This is a genomic window from Klebsiella sp. PK18, assembly GCF_057784655.1.
Map to the genome: position 1 here is coordinate 3,280,008 of NZ_CM173493.1, position 15,419 is coordinate 3,295,426.

The 15,419-nt window shown below is 57.8% G+C and carries 14 protein-coding genes; 11 read left to right on the plus strand and 3 right to left on the minus strand.

The features are described 5' to 3' along the window. The first annotated feature begins 43 nt into the window (after positions 1 to 43). Positions 44 to 874: an oxidoreductase gene (locus tag AC3EMD_RS16080; RefSeq protein WP_023322403.1), complete on the plus strand. Its 831-nt coding sequence runs from the start codon at positions 44 to 46 to the stop codon at positions 872 to 874. Positions 875 to 887: 13 nt separating this feature from the next. Here the strand turns inward: AC3EMD_RS16080 and AC3EMD_RS16085 are convergent, their stop codons facing one another. Next, positions 888 to 1,823 (minus strand): LysR family transcriptional regulator, encoded by a 936-nt coding sequence (locus AC3EMD_RS16085; RefSeq protein ID WP_302073592.1) that lies wholly within the window; start codon positions 1,821 to 1,823, stop codon positions 888 to 890. Between the two features lie 100 nt (positions 1,824 to 1,923). Here AC3EMD_RS16085 and AC3EMD_RS16090 point away from each other — a divergent pair, with 100 nt between their 5' ends. Both AC3EMD_RS16090 and AC3EMD_RS16095 read left to right on the plus strand, forming a co-directional pair. Further along, positions 1,924 to 3,033 carry an alkene reductase gene (locus tag AC3EMD_RS16090; RefSeq protein WP_023322402.1) on the plus strand — a complete coding sequence of 370 codons (1,110 nt, stop codon included), beginning with the start codon at positions 1,924 to 1,926 and terminating at the stop codon, positions 3,031 to 3,033. A 2-nt stretch (positions 3,034 to 3,035) separates the two neighbouring features. Next, on the plus strand, positions 3,036 to 3,629 hold the full coding sequence (locus AC3EMD_RS16095) for an ester cyclase (protein WP_016160724.1): 594 nt from the start codon (positions 3,036 to 3,038) through the stop codon (positions 3,627 to 3,629). Between the two features lie 89 nt (positions 3,630 to 3,718). Here AC3EMD_RS16095 and AC3EMD_RS16100 read toward each other — a convergent pair whose 3' ends face one another. Then, a complete protein-coding gene (locus AC3EMD_RS16100) occupies positions 3,719 to 4,468 on the minus strand; it encodes an SDR family oxidoreductase (RefSeq protein WP_110220331.1) in 750 nt (249 codons plus the stop codon). 167 nt (positions 4,469 to 4,635) lie between these two features. Between AC3EMD_RS16100 and AC3EMD_RS16105 the strand changes: the two genes are divergently transcribed. The 7 genes from AC3EMD_RS16105 (at position 4,636) to AC3EMD_RS16135 (ending at position 13,032) form a co-directional block, all read left to right on the plus strand. Beyond that, positions 4,636 to 5,541: a LysR family transcriptional regulator gene (locus AC3EMD_RS16105; RefSeq protein WP_086893062.1), complete on the plus strand. Its 906-nt coding sequence runs from the start codon at positions 4,636 to 4,638 to the stop codon at positions 5,539 to 5,541. Between the two features lie 400 nt (positions 5,542 to 5,941). Further along, a complete protein-coding gene (locus AC3EMD_RS16110) occupies positions 5,942 to 6,187 on the plus strand; it encodes a hypothetical protein (protein ID WP_012542114.1) in 246 nt (81 codons plus the stop codon). A gap of 315 nt (positions 6,188 to 6,502) precedes the next feature. Next, positions 6,503 to 9,196, plus strand: coding sequence for a magnesium-translocating P-type ATPase (gene mgtA, locus AC3EMD_RS16115; protein ID WP_012542116.1), 2,694 nt, complete (start codon positions 6,503 to 6,505; stop codon positions 9,194 to 9,196). 75 nt (positions 9,197 to 9,271) lie between these two features. After that, complete coding sequence (locus AC3EMD_RS16120) at positions 9,272 to 9,496, plus strand: hypothetical protein (RefSeq protein ID WP_039103103.1); 225 nt, start codon at positions 9,272 to 9,274, stop codon at positions 9,494 to 9,496. 14 nt (positions 9,497 to 9,510) lie between these two features. Beyond that, a complete protein-coding gene (locus tag AC3EMD_RS16125; protein WP_012542118.1) occupies positions 9,511 to 11,163 on the plus strand; it encodes a Na/Pi cotransporter family protein in 1,653 nt (550 codons plus the stop codon). 65 nt (positions 11,164 to 11,228) lie between these two features. Next, a complete protein-coding gene (locus AC3EMD_RS16130; RefSeq protein WP_022065847.1) occupies positions 11,229 to 11,573 on the plus strand; it encodes an SLOG family protein in 345 nt (114 codons plus the stop codon). A gap of 325 nt (positions 11,574 to 11,898) precedes the next feature. Further along, positions 11,899 to 13,032, plus strand: coding sequence for an FAD-dependent oxidoreductase (locus AC3EMD_RS16135; RefSeq protein ID WP_032732801.1), 1,134 nt, complete (start codon positions 11,899 to 11,901; stop codon positions 13,030 to 13,032). Positions 13,033 to 13,175: 143 nt separating this feature from the next. On the opposite strand, the gene AC3EMD_RS16140 is transcribed toward AC3EMD_RS16135, so the two are convergent. Further along, positions 13,176 to 13,763 carry a TetR/AcrR family transcriptional regulator C-terminal domain-containing protein gene (locus AC3EMD_RS16140; RefSeq protein WP_302073593.1) on the minus strand — a complete coding sequence of 196 codons (588 nt, stop codon included), beginning with the start codon at positions 13,761 to 13,763 and terminating at the stop codon, positions 13,176 to 13,178. A 166-nt stretch (positions 13,764 to 13,929) separates the two neighbouring features. On the opposite strand from AC3EMD_RS16140, the gene AC3EMD_RS16145 reads away from it, so the two are divergent. Further along, positions 13,930 to 15,372, plus strand: coding sequence for a DHA2 family efflux MFS transporter permease subunit (locus tag AC3EMD_RS16145; RefSeq protein ID WP_064171144.1), 1,443 nt, complete (start codon positions 13,930 to 13,932; stop codon positions 15,370 to 15,372). Positions 15,373 to 15,419: the final 47 nt, after the last annotated feature.

The window sequence follows — 15,419 nt, forward strand, 5'->3', positions numbered from 1 at the left end:
TGACAGCAGGCACACTCAGCGCAGTCTACTTGCCGAGGTGCTTATGTTTATTCAGGAAAAGAAAACCGCGCTGGTCACCGGCGCATCGTCAGGGATGGGGAAAGCCATTGCCCGTCGTCTTATCCAGGAGGGTTACCAGGTTTACGTTGCTGCCCGGCAGCTCGGGAAAATGGACGATCTGGCTTCGCTAGGGGCCCAATGCCTGCAGATGGATCTCTCACGACAGGACGATCGGCTGGCGGTCGTGAACACCATTCTGTCTCAGACCGGAGGGGTCGATGTACTGGTCAATAATGCCGGTTTTGGCCTGTATGGCCCGGTCGAAGAGATCGGTATCGATGAGGCTCGCTACCAGTTTGAGGTCAATCTCTTCGGCGCGGCGCATCTCACGCAACTACTGCTTCCCGCGATGCGCGCCCGCCGTCGCGGATATATTGTCAATATCTCCTCCATGGGCGGGAAGATGTATAGCGTCCTCGGCGCATGGTACCACGCCACCAAACATGCACTTGAGGGGTGGTCAGACTGCCTGCGGCTGGAAGTTGCCGACTTCGGCATCAAGGTGGTTATCATCGAACCTGGAGTGATTGAAACCGGCTTCGGCGATGCGGCCAGCGAAAGTATTGTCAAACGTTCGGCCACAGGACCGTATGGTCAGTTGGTAAAAGGGGTCGCCCTGTCGATCCAAAAAACATACGGCCATGGCACCGGCAGCGACCCGCAGACGATCGCCGAGGTGGTCCTGGTCGCGGTGAATGCCTCAAATCCACGCCCCCGTTATGCCGTCGGTAAGTATGCCAAACTGCTTATCCGGATGCGTGTCTGGCTGGGCGACCGTCTTTTCGATCGTATTATCCTCAGCCAGATGCGCTGAGGTCATGTTCTGCTCACCTTCGCCTCGCGCTGGAGGGGGATGACTCTCCCAGCCAGTCGATAAAAAACGCCATAAACGCCGACACCTGCGGCGGCTGCAGCTTTCGCTGGGGAAAGACAAACTGCAGCCCAACCTCCTTGCGGTCTAAGGGGCTGAATCCGGTGAAGCGCTCGGCAAACAGCACCTGAAGCCGTCCCTCCTCGACATCCCTCTTCACATCCCACCATGATTTACCGGCGATCCCCGCCCCGCTGAGCGCCCACTGCCGCAGCAGTGCCCCATCGTCGCAGACCATCGCCGGCGTCACCCGCACCACGCGCTTCTTTCCCGCCTCCTCGAAGCGCCATTCATTCATCACCACACCGTGCCGCTCCAGCGCCAGACAGCGGTGATGGTGCAACTCGTCGAGGGAGGCAGGCGTTCCGTGGGTAGCAAGATAAGCCTCCGAAGCCACCAGCACCCGGTGGTTGGGGCGGATATGGCGGATCGCCAAACTACTGTCTGGCAGGTTACCGACGCGAATGCTCATATCCAGCCGGTTGGCGACCAGATCCTCCACGCGCTCCCCTAAGAACACGGAAAACGTGACCTCCGCGTGACGGCGGGAAAAGTCGACGATGGCCGGGCTAAGATACTGTCGGCCAAAGTCGGAGGGGGCGGAAAGACGAATATTGCCGCTCAGCACCCCTTCCTTTTGCGTCAGCAACGATTCGGCGTGACGGGCCTCCTCCAGTACGCGCCGCGCGGCATGATAAAAATCTTCCCCCGCCCTGGTCAGGGTGATCGCGCGCGTGGAACGATGGAACAGACGGGTCTGGTAGCGCTCCTCCATCGCCTTCAGGCGGGCCGTCATGGTGGCCGGTGAGAGCGATAACCGTCTGCCGGCGGCGGAGAGTCCCCCCGCCTCGGCGACAGCCACCAGCAGCGCCATATCTTCCAGCTTGCCCATTTTTCGTATTTCCTGAAAAGTGAATCTGTTTTTAGCCTAATTATCAAATTCAGATCCCGACTGTAAAGTGATTTTCATTCCACTCGCAAGGGACACCCGTATGAACAGCCTCTCACTTTTCGATCGTTACCGCATCGGCACGCTGCCGTTGAAAAACCGCATCGTCATGGCTCCCATGACCCGGGCGCGCGCCCTGCAGCCCGGAAATATCCCCTCCGCGCTGATGGCGGAATATTACCGCCAGCGCGCCAGCGCCGGATTGATCGTCACGGAGGCGACGCAAATCTCTCCTGAGGGACAGGGATACTCCTGGACGCCTGGCCTGCATTCCGCTGAGCAGATTGCCGGCTGGCAACTGACGACCGGGGCCGTTCACCAGGCTGGCGGCGTTATTTTTTCTCAGCTCTGGCACGTGGGGCGGATGTCGCACGCTCGTTTTCATGCGGATGGGCAACCCGTGGCCCCGTCGGCGCTGGCGCCGGACGCCCAGGTCTGGGTGGTGGATGAGCAAGGCCGGGGCCAGATGGTGGACTGCCCACCGCCGCGGGCGCTCTCCCGATCGGATATTCAGCGTATTGTCGCCGATTACCGTCAGGCGGCGCGCAATGCGATAGCGGCGGGATTTGACGGCGTGGAGGTGCACGGCGGCAATGGCTATCTGATCGACCAGTTCCTGCGGCGTACCGCCAACCAGCGTACTGATGAGTACGGCGGTAGCCTGAGCAACCGGATCCGTTTTGCCCAGGAGGTGCTGACCGCCATCGGCGACGTCATTGGCCGCGAGCGGACGGGCATCCGCCTTTCCCCCTTCATTACTCAGCGCGGGATGAACGACCCGCAGGTGATCGACGCCATCCTTGCCCTGGCGGCCTGGTGCGAACAGCAGGGTATCGCCTTTATCCACCTGGCGGAGGCGGACTGGGACGATGCGCCAGCCGTTCCCCAGCACTTTCGTGACACGCTGCGCGCGACCTTCAACGGCACCCTGATCGTGGCCGGCAATTACGATCAGCAAAAGGCGGAACGTATCCTCACCGCCGGTCTCGCCGACCTCGTGGCTTTCGGCCGCCCGTTTATTGCTAATCCTGACCTGCCGCAGCGGCTTCAGCACCGCTGGCCGCTGGCGACCGCCAGCGATCCCGCCACGCTGTTTGGCGGGACAGAGGTGGGCTATACCGACTATCCCTTCTATACGGAGCATAAAGAGTGAAAATGACCCGCAAAATGTTACCTGCCAGCCGTAGTTTCGCTGTTGTCTGTACGCAGGCCAGACGCGGCATCACGCTGCGGCGCTGCGCCACAGCGCTGCTGCTTGCCGGGATATCCGGCTCCGCGTTTTCAGCCCCGCAGGGTTTGCTGAAGCCAGCCCAGCTCATCGTTGACAACGGCCTTCCCCCTGCCACACGCGTCGCCAATGAATATGTCGCCAGGCAATACGCCACGTTCTGGAATACCGGTGATGAAGCGCTGGCCCGGGCGGCGCTGGCGGGGAATTTTATCGATAAAACGCCCCCGGAAGGGCGTCGGCAAGGGCCGGAAGGCGCGATCCTCGCCTCCAGAGCGTTTCGTCAGGCGGTGCCGGATTTACGTTGTGATGTCGAACAAATGATTGTGGCCGGTGACCGGGTGGTCTCACACTTACATTTTCATGGCCACTTTACCGGGACCTTCGGCACCCGGAAGGGTAAGGGACAAAATATCGATTTTATCGCCACCGATATCTATCAGATCAGCGGCGGTAAAATTGCCGCCAACTGGCATATTGAAGATAACCTGACGCTGATGAAACAGCTGGGCGCGCAATAAGCTGCCCACCCGAGCGGTGAGTAAGCGATCGCCATAACCACGAGCCCCCCGGTATCCGCCGGGGCGGCTCGCCTGGCGACAGACTGTGCTTAGATTTGCGCCATTCCGCCGTCGACATAGATCTCTGCGGCGTTAATAAAGCTCGACTCGTCAGACGCTAAAAATACCACCGTCCTGCCAATCTCCTCCGGCTCGCCCAGCCGCCCGAGCGGTACGCTGGCGGCCAGGGCGTCGAACAAGCCCTGACGGTCCGCCTCCGCGACCAGTCCTCCCAGACCCGGGGTACGCACCGGCCCCGGGCTGACGACATTGATGCGGATCCCGCGATCGTTCACCTCCAGCGCCCAGGAACGCGCCAGGCTGCGTACCGCCGCTTTACTGGCGCTATAGATGCTGAAGTTCGCCGTCCCTTTGACCGCCGCCGTAGAGCCGGTCAAAATCACCGAGGCGCCGTCGGTGAGCAGCGGCAGCGCCTTCTGGACGGTGAACACCACCCCGCGCACGTTGGTGGCGAAAATCCGCTCGACGTGCGCTTCGGTGATGGCGCTGAGTGGCAGCATCTCCCCGCCGCCAGCATTGGCGAACAGCACATCCAGGCGGCCGGACTCGTCGGCAATGGTCGCAAATACCGCGTCAAGGTCGCTTAACACGGCGGCGTCGGCGCGGATCCCGCGGGCGGCGGGCCCGATGAATCTTACCGCCGCATCCAGCTCCTCCTGTCGGCGGCCGGTGATATACACCTTCGCGCCCTGCTCCGCCAGCGCTTTCGCCGACGCCAGGCCAATCCCGGTGCTGCCGCCGGTCACTAACGCCACTTTATCCGCAAGTTTTTTGCTCATGGTGCATTTCCTTGGTTAGAGTATAAACAGGCCAGGCTCGCGAAAGCGCCCCGCCGGGTATGGAAAGCACTGTAATCGCCTCAGAGAGGCGGAAAAATGGCCTAATCTGAAAAACACTTTTCCCCTCTGTGGATAATGGACGCCCGCTAACCAGGATACTGCGAATAATGGACCGGTTTTCAGCCCTCAAAGCCTTCACCCGCGTTGTCGAAGCCGGCAGCTTTACCCGCGCCGCGGACTCGCTGGATATGCCCAACGCCACGCTCAGCAAAACCATCAAGCAACTGGAAGCGCACCTGGGGGTTTCTCTCCTGCAGCGCACCACCCGGCGTATTACCGTGACGCCGGAAGGACGGGAGTACTATGAAAAAGCTCGCTGCCTGCTGGAAGACCTAGAAGAGATCGACGCCTCCTTCAATACCGCCCACAATAAGCCGAAGGGCCATCTACGGATCGCCATCGGTGGGTCGACCGCGTGCGATGTGCTGATCCCGCTGCTGGCGGACTTTATGACCTCCTGGCCGGATATCCGTATCGATTTACAGGTGGCCGATAAACCCGCGGACCTCATCAGCGGCAATATTGACTGCGCCATCCGCGGCGGGCCGATGGAAGACTCGACGCTGATCGCCCGTAAAATCGGCGAGGCGACGCTGGTCACCTGCGCCACCCCTGGCTATCTTCAACGCTGCGGCACGCCCGCCTCGCCGGATGAACTCCATCATGGCCACCAGCTCATCAGCTATCTGTCGCCGGCCAGCGGCAGAGCGTTTCCGTTTCGCTTTACGCGTCACGGCGTCAGTACCGAGCTCAAGACAGAGCCCCATCTCGGCATCAATGAGAGCAACGCGCATATTGCCGCCGGCGAGGCGGGCTTAGGCATTGTGCAAACCTTTACCTATTCGCTAAAACCCGCGCTGGCAAGTGGCAAGCTGGTGGAGATCCTCGCCGCCTGGCGCCCGGCCCCCTATCCCTTTCACGTCGTCTATGCCCGGCACCGGCACGTGCCGCCCCGGCTCCGCGTCTTTATTGAATGGCTGGCGGCGGTTTTTCCGGCTGCGGTGCAGGGATAAAGCGCGTTATCTGACGCAGCGCCGAGGGTGGTCCACAATTGAACGCACTGACCGCTATTTTTCCTTTTTACGACCGTCCGAAAAACACCAATGATTAAATCTACGATTTGATGTTTCTACACAAAATATAAACGAAGATTTAAATTGATATGAATGGGTTGACAATAACATTGGCTATGGGTAGATTTCATGGGCCTAAGTTGTGGCCTTTCCTAATCTGACATAAGAGACTAATGGATACTGAATTTAGTAGCGGTCCGAATATGGCCTTAACGGTTATTCGGACAAGTAAACATAAAATCGATTGTGATCACTTCTTCGTTTTGGTGTGTCTCGCCGGAGCCTGATGCTCTCGTGTTGTCCCACCTCGACCAGAGTTTTCACGGTCCCGAGGTGTGTTATGAACTTCAAATCTACCCTTTTTCCTGGTGTCAAAACCATGACATCAACGCTGCGTGTCCGGCCGCCCCGCGATCGGGTGTCGTCTGCGCGCAAAAAACAGCAAAGCTCTATATTCTCTTCGAAAATCAGCGAGTTGAATCAACGCATTACTAACTGGCGCGTCAGTCCTGTCACCGGCCAGCTGGAGCGTCGTTGCCGCTTCTCTGATGGCGAAGACCCACAAAGTCGCCCCTTCGTCGCCTGATTCAGCCGTTACGCCGTAGGCCGTGTCTGCGCGCTATGCCGCAGCCCGTTTTCGTGCGTCACGCTGAGTTAAGTCACTGCTGGTACCTGTTTATTCACTGATGTATTCATACTTGTACATCGGCAGGAATAATCACGTCCAAATAAAACAAAATATAAACTTCACGCCTGTTTATTTTTAATAATAAACAGCGGGAAGCCCTGTGCGAAATTAATTAAAACCGATCGCTGATGCGACATCGGGCTATTTTCGGCCGCCCTTAATCCGGGTCTTACCGTAAAAAGCCTGCTGCCGCCCGGCGACAGGAGCAGCACCATGACTGTACAAATCAAGAACCGAAATAAAAAAAGCACGCTGTCTATGCGTGCCGCCCAGGAAGCCCAAAACGGTATCGCAGAAACCCTGGTCAACCTCAACACTACCCGGGAAGGGCTGCAGGAAGCCCAGGCAAATGCCCGGCTGGAGCGGGATGGCCTGAACGAAGTGACTCATGACAAGCCACCGCACGCGCTGATCCAGCTACTGATGGCGTTTAACAACCCGTTTATTTATGTGCTCGCCATTCTCGCCGGGATCAGCTTCTTCACCGACTACTGGCTGCCCACCAGCCATGGCGAAGACGGCGACCTGACGACGGTGATAATCATCGGCACCATGGTTGCCCTCAGCGGACTGGTGCGCTTCTGGCAGGAACACCGCTCGGCCAAATCGGCCGAAGCGCTGAAAGCGATGGTTCGCACCACCGCGACGGTCGTTCGTCGCGAACACGCCGGGCAAAAAGGAACGCCACGTGAAATCCCGATGCGCGAGCTGGTGGTGGGCGATATCGTGCAGCTCTATGCGGGCGACATGATCCCGGCCGACGTCCGTTTGATCGAATCACGCGACCTGTTTATCAGTCAGGCCGTCCTGACCGGCGAAGCGCTGCCGATTGAGAAGTACGACACCCTCGGCGACGTGGCGCAGAAATCCGCGCACGACAAGGCGGTTGACAACGAAAATCTGTTGGATATGCCTAACATCTGCTTCATGGGGACCAACGTTGTCAGCGGCACCGCTCAGGCGGTCGTGGTGGCGACCGGGCCAAGGACCTACTTTGGCTCACTGGCAAAAGCGATTGTCGGCACCCGGGCGCAAACGGCGTTTGACCGCGGGGTGAACAGCGTCAGCTGGCTGTTGATCCGCTTTATGCTAGTGATGGTGCCGGTGGTGTTCCTGATTAACGGCCTGATGAAGGGCGAATGGTGGGATGCCCTGCTGTTTGCTCTGGCCGTCGCCGTAGGCCTGACGCCAGAAATGCTGCCAATGATCGTCAGCGCCAACCTCGCCAAGGGCGCGGTGGCCATGGCGAAGCGTAAAGTCGTGGTTAAGCGCCTTAACGCGATTCAGAACCTGGGCGCGATGGATGTGCTGTGCACCGACAAAACCGGCACCCTGACGCAGGATAAAATCATCCTTGAGCACCACGTCGACACGCACGGTCAGAAAAATCAGTCCGTGCTGGCGCTGGCCTGGCTCAACAGCCACTATCAAAGCGGCATCAAAAACTTGATGGATCAGGCGGTCATTTACTTCTCTGAAAATGAGTCGGGCTTTGTGCAACCTCAGGGGTACAGCAAAGTCGATGAGATGCCGTTCGACTTCGTGCGCCGTCGCCTGTCGATTGTGGTGAAAGACAGCCAGAGCAATCATCTGCTGGTGTGCAAAGGCGCCGTGGAGGAGATGCTGAGCATCGCCACCCACATGGAAGAGAATGGCAAGGTTATCCCCCTCGACGATCAGCGCCGTGACGCCATGCTGGCGATGGCGAACGACTACAACAAAGACGGCTTCCGCGTTCTGGTGGTCGCTACGCGCGACATTCCGAAAGCCGAAGCGAAAAGACTGTACAGCACCGCTGATGAGCACGATCTGATTATCCGCGGCTTCCTCACCTTCCTCGATCCACCTAAGGAGAGCGCGGGTCCGGCGATTGCTGCCCTGATGGATATTGGCGTCGCAGTCAAAGTGCTGACCGGCGATAACGCGATTGTCACTACGCGGATTTGCCGCCAGGTGGGACTGGAGCCAGGCGAACCGGTACTCGGCCCGCAGATTGAGGCGTTGAGCGACACGGCCCTGCAGCAGTTGGTGGAAGAGCGCACGGTGTTCGCCAAGCTAACGCCGCTGCAGAAATCACGCGTGCTGAAGGCGCTGCAGGCCAACGGTCATACGGTGGGCTTTCTCGGTGACGGCATTAACGATGCCCCTGCTCTGCGCGATGCCGACGTGGGTATCTCGGTCGACAGTGGCACCGATATCGCCAAGGAATCGGCCGACATCATCTTGCTGGAAAAGAGCCTGATGGTGCTGGAAGAAGGCGTTATCAAAGGCCGCGAGACCTTTGGCAACATTATGAAATACCTGAACATGACCGCCAGCTCCAACTTCGGCAACGTGTTCTCGGTACTGGTGGCCAGCGCGTTCATTCCGTTCCTGCCGATGCTCGCGATCCAGTTGCTGCTGCAAAACCTGATGTACGACATCTCCCAGCTCGCGCTGCCGTGGGACAAAACGGACAAAGAGTTCCTGAGCAAACCGCGCAAGTGGGATGCAAGAAACATCGGCCGCTTTATGGTCTGGATTGGCCCGACCTCGTCCATTTTTGACATGACGACCTTTGCGCTGATGTGGTTTGTGTTCAGCGCTAACAGCGAACACATGCAGACCCTGTTCCAGTCCGGCTGGTTCGTTGAAGGCCTGCTGTCGCAGACGCTGGTGGTGCACATGCTGCGTACCCAGAAAATTCCGTTCATTCAGAGCACCGCCGCCTGGCCGGTACTGATGATGACCGGTCTGATTATGGCTATTGGAATTTACGTGCCGTTCTCTCCGCTCGGGCCGTTGGTTGGGCTGCAGGCGCTGCCGTGGCAGTACTTCCCGTGGCTGGTCGGCACCCTGCTCGCCTACTGCTGCGTGGCGCAGGGCATGAAAACGTTCTACATCCGTCGCTTCAGGCAGTGGCACTAATTCTGCGTTAAAGACGGTGATTCACGTGCCGCTTCGGCGGCACCTTTCAGGCAGGCCACACAGGCTGGAAGCATTATGGAAAAGCAACATTCCCTCATTTTCCTGATTAAAAATAAGTCCATCGCGTTGATTGTCTTATTTTTAATGAAAATAACCCGCACCCTTCGCGTCCGTGCCCTGGCATGGTACGCCGGAGGGAAGATTAACTATCAACACACTAAAGCATTACTGAACCTCGCCAGCGCCATACATCGTTTTTCGATCAGGTTACTGCGTTTTATTTCACTACCCGCCCTGTAGAGGGGGAATTCATAATGTCCGGAACCACTCTGTTAATTCACCTGGCTGGCGCCATCGCATTGCTGCTCTGGGGCAGCCATATGATTTCAACGGCGCTACAGCGCGGCTTCGGCACGCCGCTGCGCAACTGGATGGGACGCCACCTCACTAACCGCTGGACCGCCCTGCTCTCCGGCATTGGCATTACCGGCATTCTGCAAAGCAGCACGGCGGTCAGTATGATGGCGACGTCATTTACCGCCGCAGGTACGCTAAGCCTTGCCCCCGCACTTGCGGTGATGCTCGGCGCCAACATCGGCTCCACGCTGGTGGTCCAGCTGATGAGCTTTAACATGGAAATCGCCATTCCGCTGCTTCTGCTGGCCGGGTTTGTGGTTTTCAAGCTACGCGACCATTCCAGCTTTGAAAGCGTGGGCTGCGCCCTGATTGGCCTCGGCCTGATGCTGCTGGCGCTGCATTTACTGGGTGGCACGCTGCAGGACATTGAGGTCACGCCGGTGTTTCATGCCGTGATGCAGGGGCTACAGGGCGATATTTTCATTGCCCTGCTGGTGGCGGCGCTCCTGACGCTCCTGTGCCACTCCAGCGTGGCGATGATTTTGCTGATCGCCTCCCTCGCCGGTACCGGCACGCTGACCCCGTCTACGGCCCTGGTGCTGGTGCTTGGCGCCAACATCGGCGGCGCGTTACCGCCGGTGTTAAACGCCGGGTCCGCGGTGGCCCGCCGCCTGCCGGTTGGCAACCTGATGGTCCGCCTGTCCGGCTGCGCGCTGGCGTTACTGCTTCTGCCGTTGCTGATGGCGATCGCCCGTAAATCCGGGCTGAACACGCCGCAGCTGGTGGTGTGGTTTCATACCGCCTTTAGCGTGGCGCTCGCGCTGCTGTTTATCGGCCTGAACGTGCCAATGGCTCGCTTCCTGGAGCGACTGTTTCCGGAAGAAGAGCGCGTAGGCGACCCGGGTATGCCGATGTATCTCGACGATGCGGGTCTGGAAGTGGCTTATATCGGCCTGTCCAATTCGGTTCGCGAATCGCTGCGCGCCGCCGACATGCTAACCATCATGCTGGACCGACTGCTGATGCTGTTTGTGACCCAGGAAAAACAGGCTGCCGATGACATCCGCCAGCTGGAGCAGTCGGTCGATCTGCTCAGCGCGGCGGTTCGCGCCTACCTCGCCGACATTGGTCAGGACGGGCTGAATGATGCAGATGCCGATCGTGCCCAGGAGATCCTGATGTTCATCATCAATGTTGAGCACGCGGGCGACATTCTCTCCAGCAATCTGACCCAGCTGGCCACGCGCCGCGCACGCCGGGGAGAACATTTTAACGACTTTGAATTACACCATATTCGCCTGCTGCATGCGGAGCTCCTCACCAGCCTGAACTTAGGAATAGCGGCATTCCTGCGTGAAGACTTGTCTGCTGCCCACCAGCTGGTGCAGCGCAAAGAAACCATCCGCCAGCTGGAGGCCTCCGCCAGCCGCGAGCACTTCAAAAAACTGCGGGAGGACAAGAATGCCTGGGCGGAATCCGGCGACATTTTCCAGCGGGTGCTACGGGACTACCGCCGCGTGCATCACCATATCGCCGCCGTCGCCTACCCTGTCATTGACCGCCTGGGCGATACCTCGCTGCGGTTTATTGAAACGCCGCCGGATGTTTAAAAAACAATAACCGCCAGCGCGCGGACGAGATCCTTTTCAAGGCAAGCAACGTTAAGGTACAAAAAATGCGAGTGTTAATCTGCTCGGGTCGGTTTTATGCCGACACCCATACCATCACCCATGTGCTGGATCTCTATGCCCGTACACAGACAATTAACGTGTTGATTCACGGAGGGCACCAGGCGCTGGGCGGCGCGATAGAAAACTGGGCGCGCGGGATCGACGTTCACGTGATCCGCTACCCGGCAAACTGGGCGCTGCACGGAAAATATGCGGAGACAAGGCGCAATTTGTTTATGCTGGAAGATAGCCGCCCTGACGTACTGCTGGCATTTCCTGGCGGAGAAGATACGGCGGAGTGCATAAAGATGGCGAAACACAGAGGGATCCGCGTCATCGACGTCGTTTAACCTGAGTGGGTGAAGTTCGGTGACCATGGCCACAGGCTGGCGTCCGCTGAAGGGGTATTGAATGACGGCCTTGACGATTAACCAGCAATGGTCAATATAGAGAACCTTACTCGTCTAAGTGTAAGCTGAGCGCAGAGAGGAGAGTCAGGCGGGGGGCCCGGCCCCCAATTGTCCGGGAACATTATGGGCAATACCGCTCAGCATACCCTCAGGCTTCCGTTGGTCCCCGGGATGAGATTTCACGTCCACTCCCCTTATTCGTGCGGTATCGAAACCAGGAACAGCCGGACAACGACACCCGCCATACCTTACCTGGAGCGAAAAAATGACCTCATCCATTGCCATCGTCGGAGCAGGACTCGGCGGCCTCATGCTCGCACGTGTTTTACATGTTCACGGCATTTCCTCTGTGGTCTACGAAGCTGAAGCCTCTCCCGAGGCCCGCCCACAAGGTGGCTTGCTGGATATCCACGATCATAATGGCCAGCGGGCGCTGATAGCGGCAGGCCTGTACGATGCCTTCCGGGCCCTTATTCTTCCTGGTGGTCAATCCACGCGCGTACTCGATAAAGAGGGCAACGTATTGTTCGAGCAGTTCGATGATGGTTTGGGCGGCCGACCAGAAGTCTCTCGCGGCGCGCTTCGTACGCTGCTGCTGGAGTCGCTTCCTGCGGACACCGTGCAATGGGGCCGTAAAGTGGCAGATATCGTCCCCCATGATGACGGCACGCATAGTTTGTACTTTACGGATGGCGCCACCACCAGGGTCTCCCTGGTGGTGGGCGCAGATGGTGCCTGGTCGCGTGTCCGCGCTCTGGTCACCGATGCTGTCCCTGCCTATGCGGGATTTTCGTATGTCGAGCGCTGGCTTAGTCACGTTGATACTGATCATCTGGCTTGCGCGCAAGCAGTAGGCCGCGGCTCATTTTTTGCGCTCTCGCCAGGCAAGGGTATCATGGCGCACCGGGAGCCTGGCGGCGTGATCCACGTTTACATTGCTCTGTGCCAACCCCAGGCCTGGTTCGCTGACGTGACGTCCGCTAATGCACAGGTTGACGTGCAACGCATAGTCGATGAATTCGATGGCTGGGCGCATCCACTGCAAACATTGATTACGGAGGGTGATGGTGAGCCCGTATTGCGCCCTATTCACTTTTTACCTCCCGGACTTCGATGGCCGCGAACAGCAGGCGTAACGCTGTTGGGCGACGCCGCGCATCTTATGCTGCCGTTCGGCGAAGGCGCTAATCTCGCGTTAGAGGATGGCGCTGAGCTGGGACTCGCGATTGCGGCCAATGCAGATAATCCTGAAGCCGCGCTGTCCGCTTATGAAGAACAGATGTTTATCCGCGTCGAAAGTGCGGCCAACGACGCGCAGGCAATGGCAGGCATTCTCTTTGGGGACGAGACACCCGGCGCGTTGTTGCATTTTTTTAACCAGTATAAAACAGGATCCTGATCCCCGACGCTGCGGTGATTCTTGCGCCATGAACAAATAACCCTCCCGCCATCGGGAGGTCAATGTTCAGTAATGTCCGGAGAATAACGCTCCGGATATAAAATCATTAAAACGCTGTCGCAATAGCTGAAATCTGGAACGAGTTATTTTAATAACCCCTTCATGATCAAAGACAGACCGAACTCAAAACAGGTATCCGGATGTTGGTGGGTAAGCGCATCGATACGACTGATTTCTGTTGAGGGTGTAGACAATCTTTCATCATCATGTCTGTCTGTACGAGACTGCTCCTCCAATACGCATCCCAGGGTATATTCGCTAATAGTGAGTAATATCATTGCGGCTTCGGCCTCAGAAAAGCCGGCCCGCATAAGGTAAGCCACCTTTGGGTAGAACGTTTCCCCTCCTACCCGCGCCGGTGTTGTCCCCGCATGGAGCAGTGCGCCATCCCGATGAGCGAGAAGTGCGCGGCGGAAACTGCGCGCGTTATTTGCCAGCCAGTCTGCCCACTCGGCCGTGTCTTCAGCCAGCGGAAGCGAATGGTGCCTGGCCAAAACAGTTGCGGCCATCTCTTCCAGTAAGCAGGCCTTGTTCCTGAAATGCCAGTACAGCGTTGCGGATTCTACCCCCAGCTTTTGCGCCAGCTTTCGCGTCGTTAACGCTTCCAGCCCAACTTCATCTAAGAGTGCTAATGCAGCATTAATGACCTGATCCCGCTGAATTTTAGCCATGGTGTTCATCCTGTTGTTAATGCATCCAACCGAGCCCGTGGTAGATGAAAAGAGATCTTCTCCTGACCAGGAGCCTACCGGCGCCATTGATGAAAATAAATCTATCATTGATAGAAAAATTGATCAATGATAGATTTTTTAACGCATCGCACCTAAAGGTCATCCCATGAATATCAATCGAGATACGCAGGTAAAGAAAACAAACCATGCTGGCCCCATCAATGCCATCCCGCCGGTTTTGTGGATGCAAGCCGCCATCATCACCCTTGGGGCATTCGCTACCATGCTCTCATCCACCATGCTCAGTGCTGCGCTTCCGACCATGGCAAACGGCCTTGGGGTGACGGACGCCTCCATCCAGTGGATAGCCACCGCGTACCTCATGGCGCTGGCCGCAGGCGTTCCGGTTAGCGCATGGGCGGTAAAACGGTTTGGCGCCACCCAACTTTGGCTCTATGCACTTATTTTATTTGGTGTTTTCTCGGCAGTTTGCGCGTTATCCCCGAATGTCGAGGTGCTGCTCACCGCCAGAATAATGCAAGGTCTGGCAGGCGGGTTACTCGTGCCGGCCGGGCAGACGATCCTGGGTCTGGTGGTCGGTCGTGAGCGCCTCGGGCGGATCATTGGTACGATAGGCGTGGCTATCGTCATTGCGCCCTTACTGGGAACGTCTCTGGGTGCCGTGCTGCTTCAGGTCTGCGGATGGCGAGTCTTGTTTTTTATTAATGTCCCCTTATCTCTCTGTGCCTGGCTTGCGGGATGGAAATTACTCCCTCGCCCGACAATAAAAAATGATAAGCCGCTCTCCCTGGACTGGATGGGGTTAATACTGATTCTTTGTAGCCTTCCCCTGCTCATGGAGGGTATTAAAGGCGTCAGCCTGAATAGTGGTGAAAATAGCGGGAACATTATCTTACTCAGCGTGGGCGCACTGTTTATCGGCTTGTTTATCTATCGCTCTTTTCGCATTGACTCGCCTTTACTTCATCTCAGCCTTTTCAAACATCGTGGCTTCACATTATCGGCGTTGCTGATGGCTATCGGAGGTGCGGTGAATTTTGGTGGACAGTTCCTGCTCCCGTTGTATTTCCGCGACGTTTGCCATGAAGCACTGGCTGATGTGGGTTTGCTCCTTACCCCGCAGTTAATCGGTTCTGCCACAGGATTCCCGGTCGCCGGTTATTTCTCAGACCGGCTGGGTCCTCGCGTGGTGCTGATCGTTGGCGGCTTGCTCTCGGTGTTAGCGACATGGCCGCTGGCCATGATTGATGGAGGCAGTAGCTACCTCCTGGTCGGTAGCGCACTCGCTATCAGAGGGTTCGGTTTAGCCCTTGCGACAGTGCCGGCGATGGCGGCAGGCCTGGCGATGGCGGGTACCCGTCATGTTTCTGATGCAGCACCGATTCTCAACATCCTGCAGCGTGTTGGCGCGATGGCTGGCGCGGCCCTGGTGACGGCGTGCTACGTCAGACTGGCGCATACGCAGGGTAGCTTAGCCGCCTTTCAGCACGCCGGGTGGATACTGATCAGCGGCGCCATACTGCTCACCCTTTCAGCACTTTTCATGGTGAACCATCAGGGATCATCAACGCGGGAAGAAACAAGATAACCGGTCTGGCGTCCTGTCCCGCACCCGGTACGCAATAGTTAACACCT

Coding starts and splice junctions, on each gene's coding strand:
- AC3EMD_RS16080 (WP_023322403.1), top strand. CDS start 44: ATGTTTATTCAGGAAAAGAAAACCGCGCTGGTCACCGGCGCATCGTCA.
- AC3EMD_RS16085 (WP_302073592.1), bottom strand. CDS start 1,823: ATGGGCAAGCTGGAAGATATGGCGCTGCTGGTGGCTGTCGCCGAGGCG.
- AC3EMD_RS16090 (WP_023322402.1), top strand. CDS start 1,924: ATGAACAGCCTCTCACTTTTCGATCGTTACCGCATCGGCACGCTGCCG.
- AC3EMD_RS16095 (WP_016160724.1), top strand. CDS start 3,036: ATGACCCGCAAAATGTTACCTGCCAGCCGTAGTTTCGCTGTTGTCTGT.
- AC3EMD_RS16100 (WP_110220331.1), bottom strand. CDS start 4,468: ATGAGCAAAAAACTTGCGGATAAAGTGGCGTTAGTGACCGGCGGCAGC.
- AC3EMD_RS16105 (WP_086893062.1), top strand. CDS start 4,636: ATGGACCGGTTTTCAGCCCTCAAAGCCTTCACCCGCGTTGTCGAAGCC.
- AC3EMD_RS16110 (WP_012542114.1), top strand. CDS start 5,942: ATGAACTTCAAATCTACCCTTTTTCCTGGTGTCAAAACCATGACATCA.
- mgtA (WP_012542116.1), top strand. CDS start 6,503: ATGACTGTACAAATCAAGAACCGAAATAAAAAAAGCACGCTGTCTATG.
- AC3EMD_RS16120 (WP_039103103.1), top strand. CDS start 9,272: ATGGAAAAGCAACATTCCCTCATTTTCCTGATTAAAAATAAGTCCATC.
- AC3EMD_RS16125 (WP_012542118.1), top strand. CDS start 9,511: ATGTCCGGAACCACTCTGTTAATTCACCTGGCTGGCGCCATCGCATTG.
- AC3EMD_RS16130 (WP_022065847.1), top strand. CDS start 11,229: ATGCGAGTGTTAATCTGCTCGGGTCGGTTTTATGCCGACACCCATACC.
- AC3EMD_RS16135 (WP_032732801.1), top strand. CDS start 11,899: ATGACCTCATCCATTGCCATCGTCGGAGCAGGACTCGGCGGCCTCATG.
- AC3EMD_RS16140 (WP_302073593.1), bottom strand. CDS start 13,763: ATGGCTAAAATTCAGCGGGATCAGGTCATTAATGCTGCATTAGCACTC.
- AC3EMD_RS16145 (WP_064171144.1), top strand. CDS start 13,930: ATGAATATCAATCGAGATACGCAGGTAAAGAAAACAAACCATGCTGGC.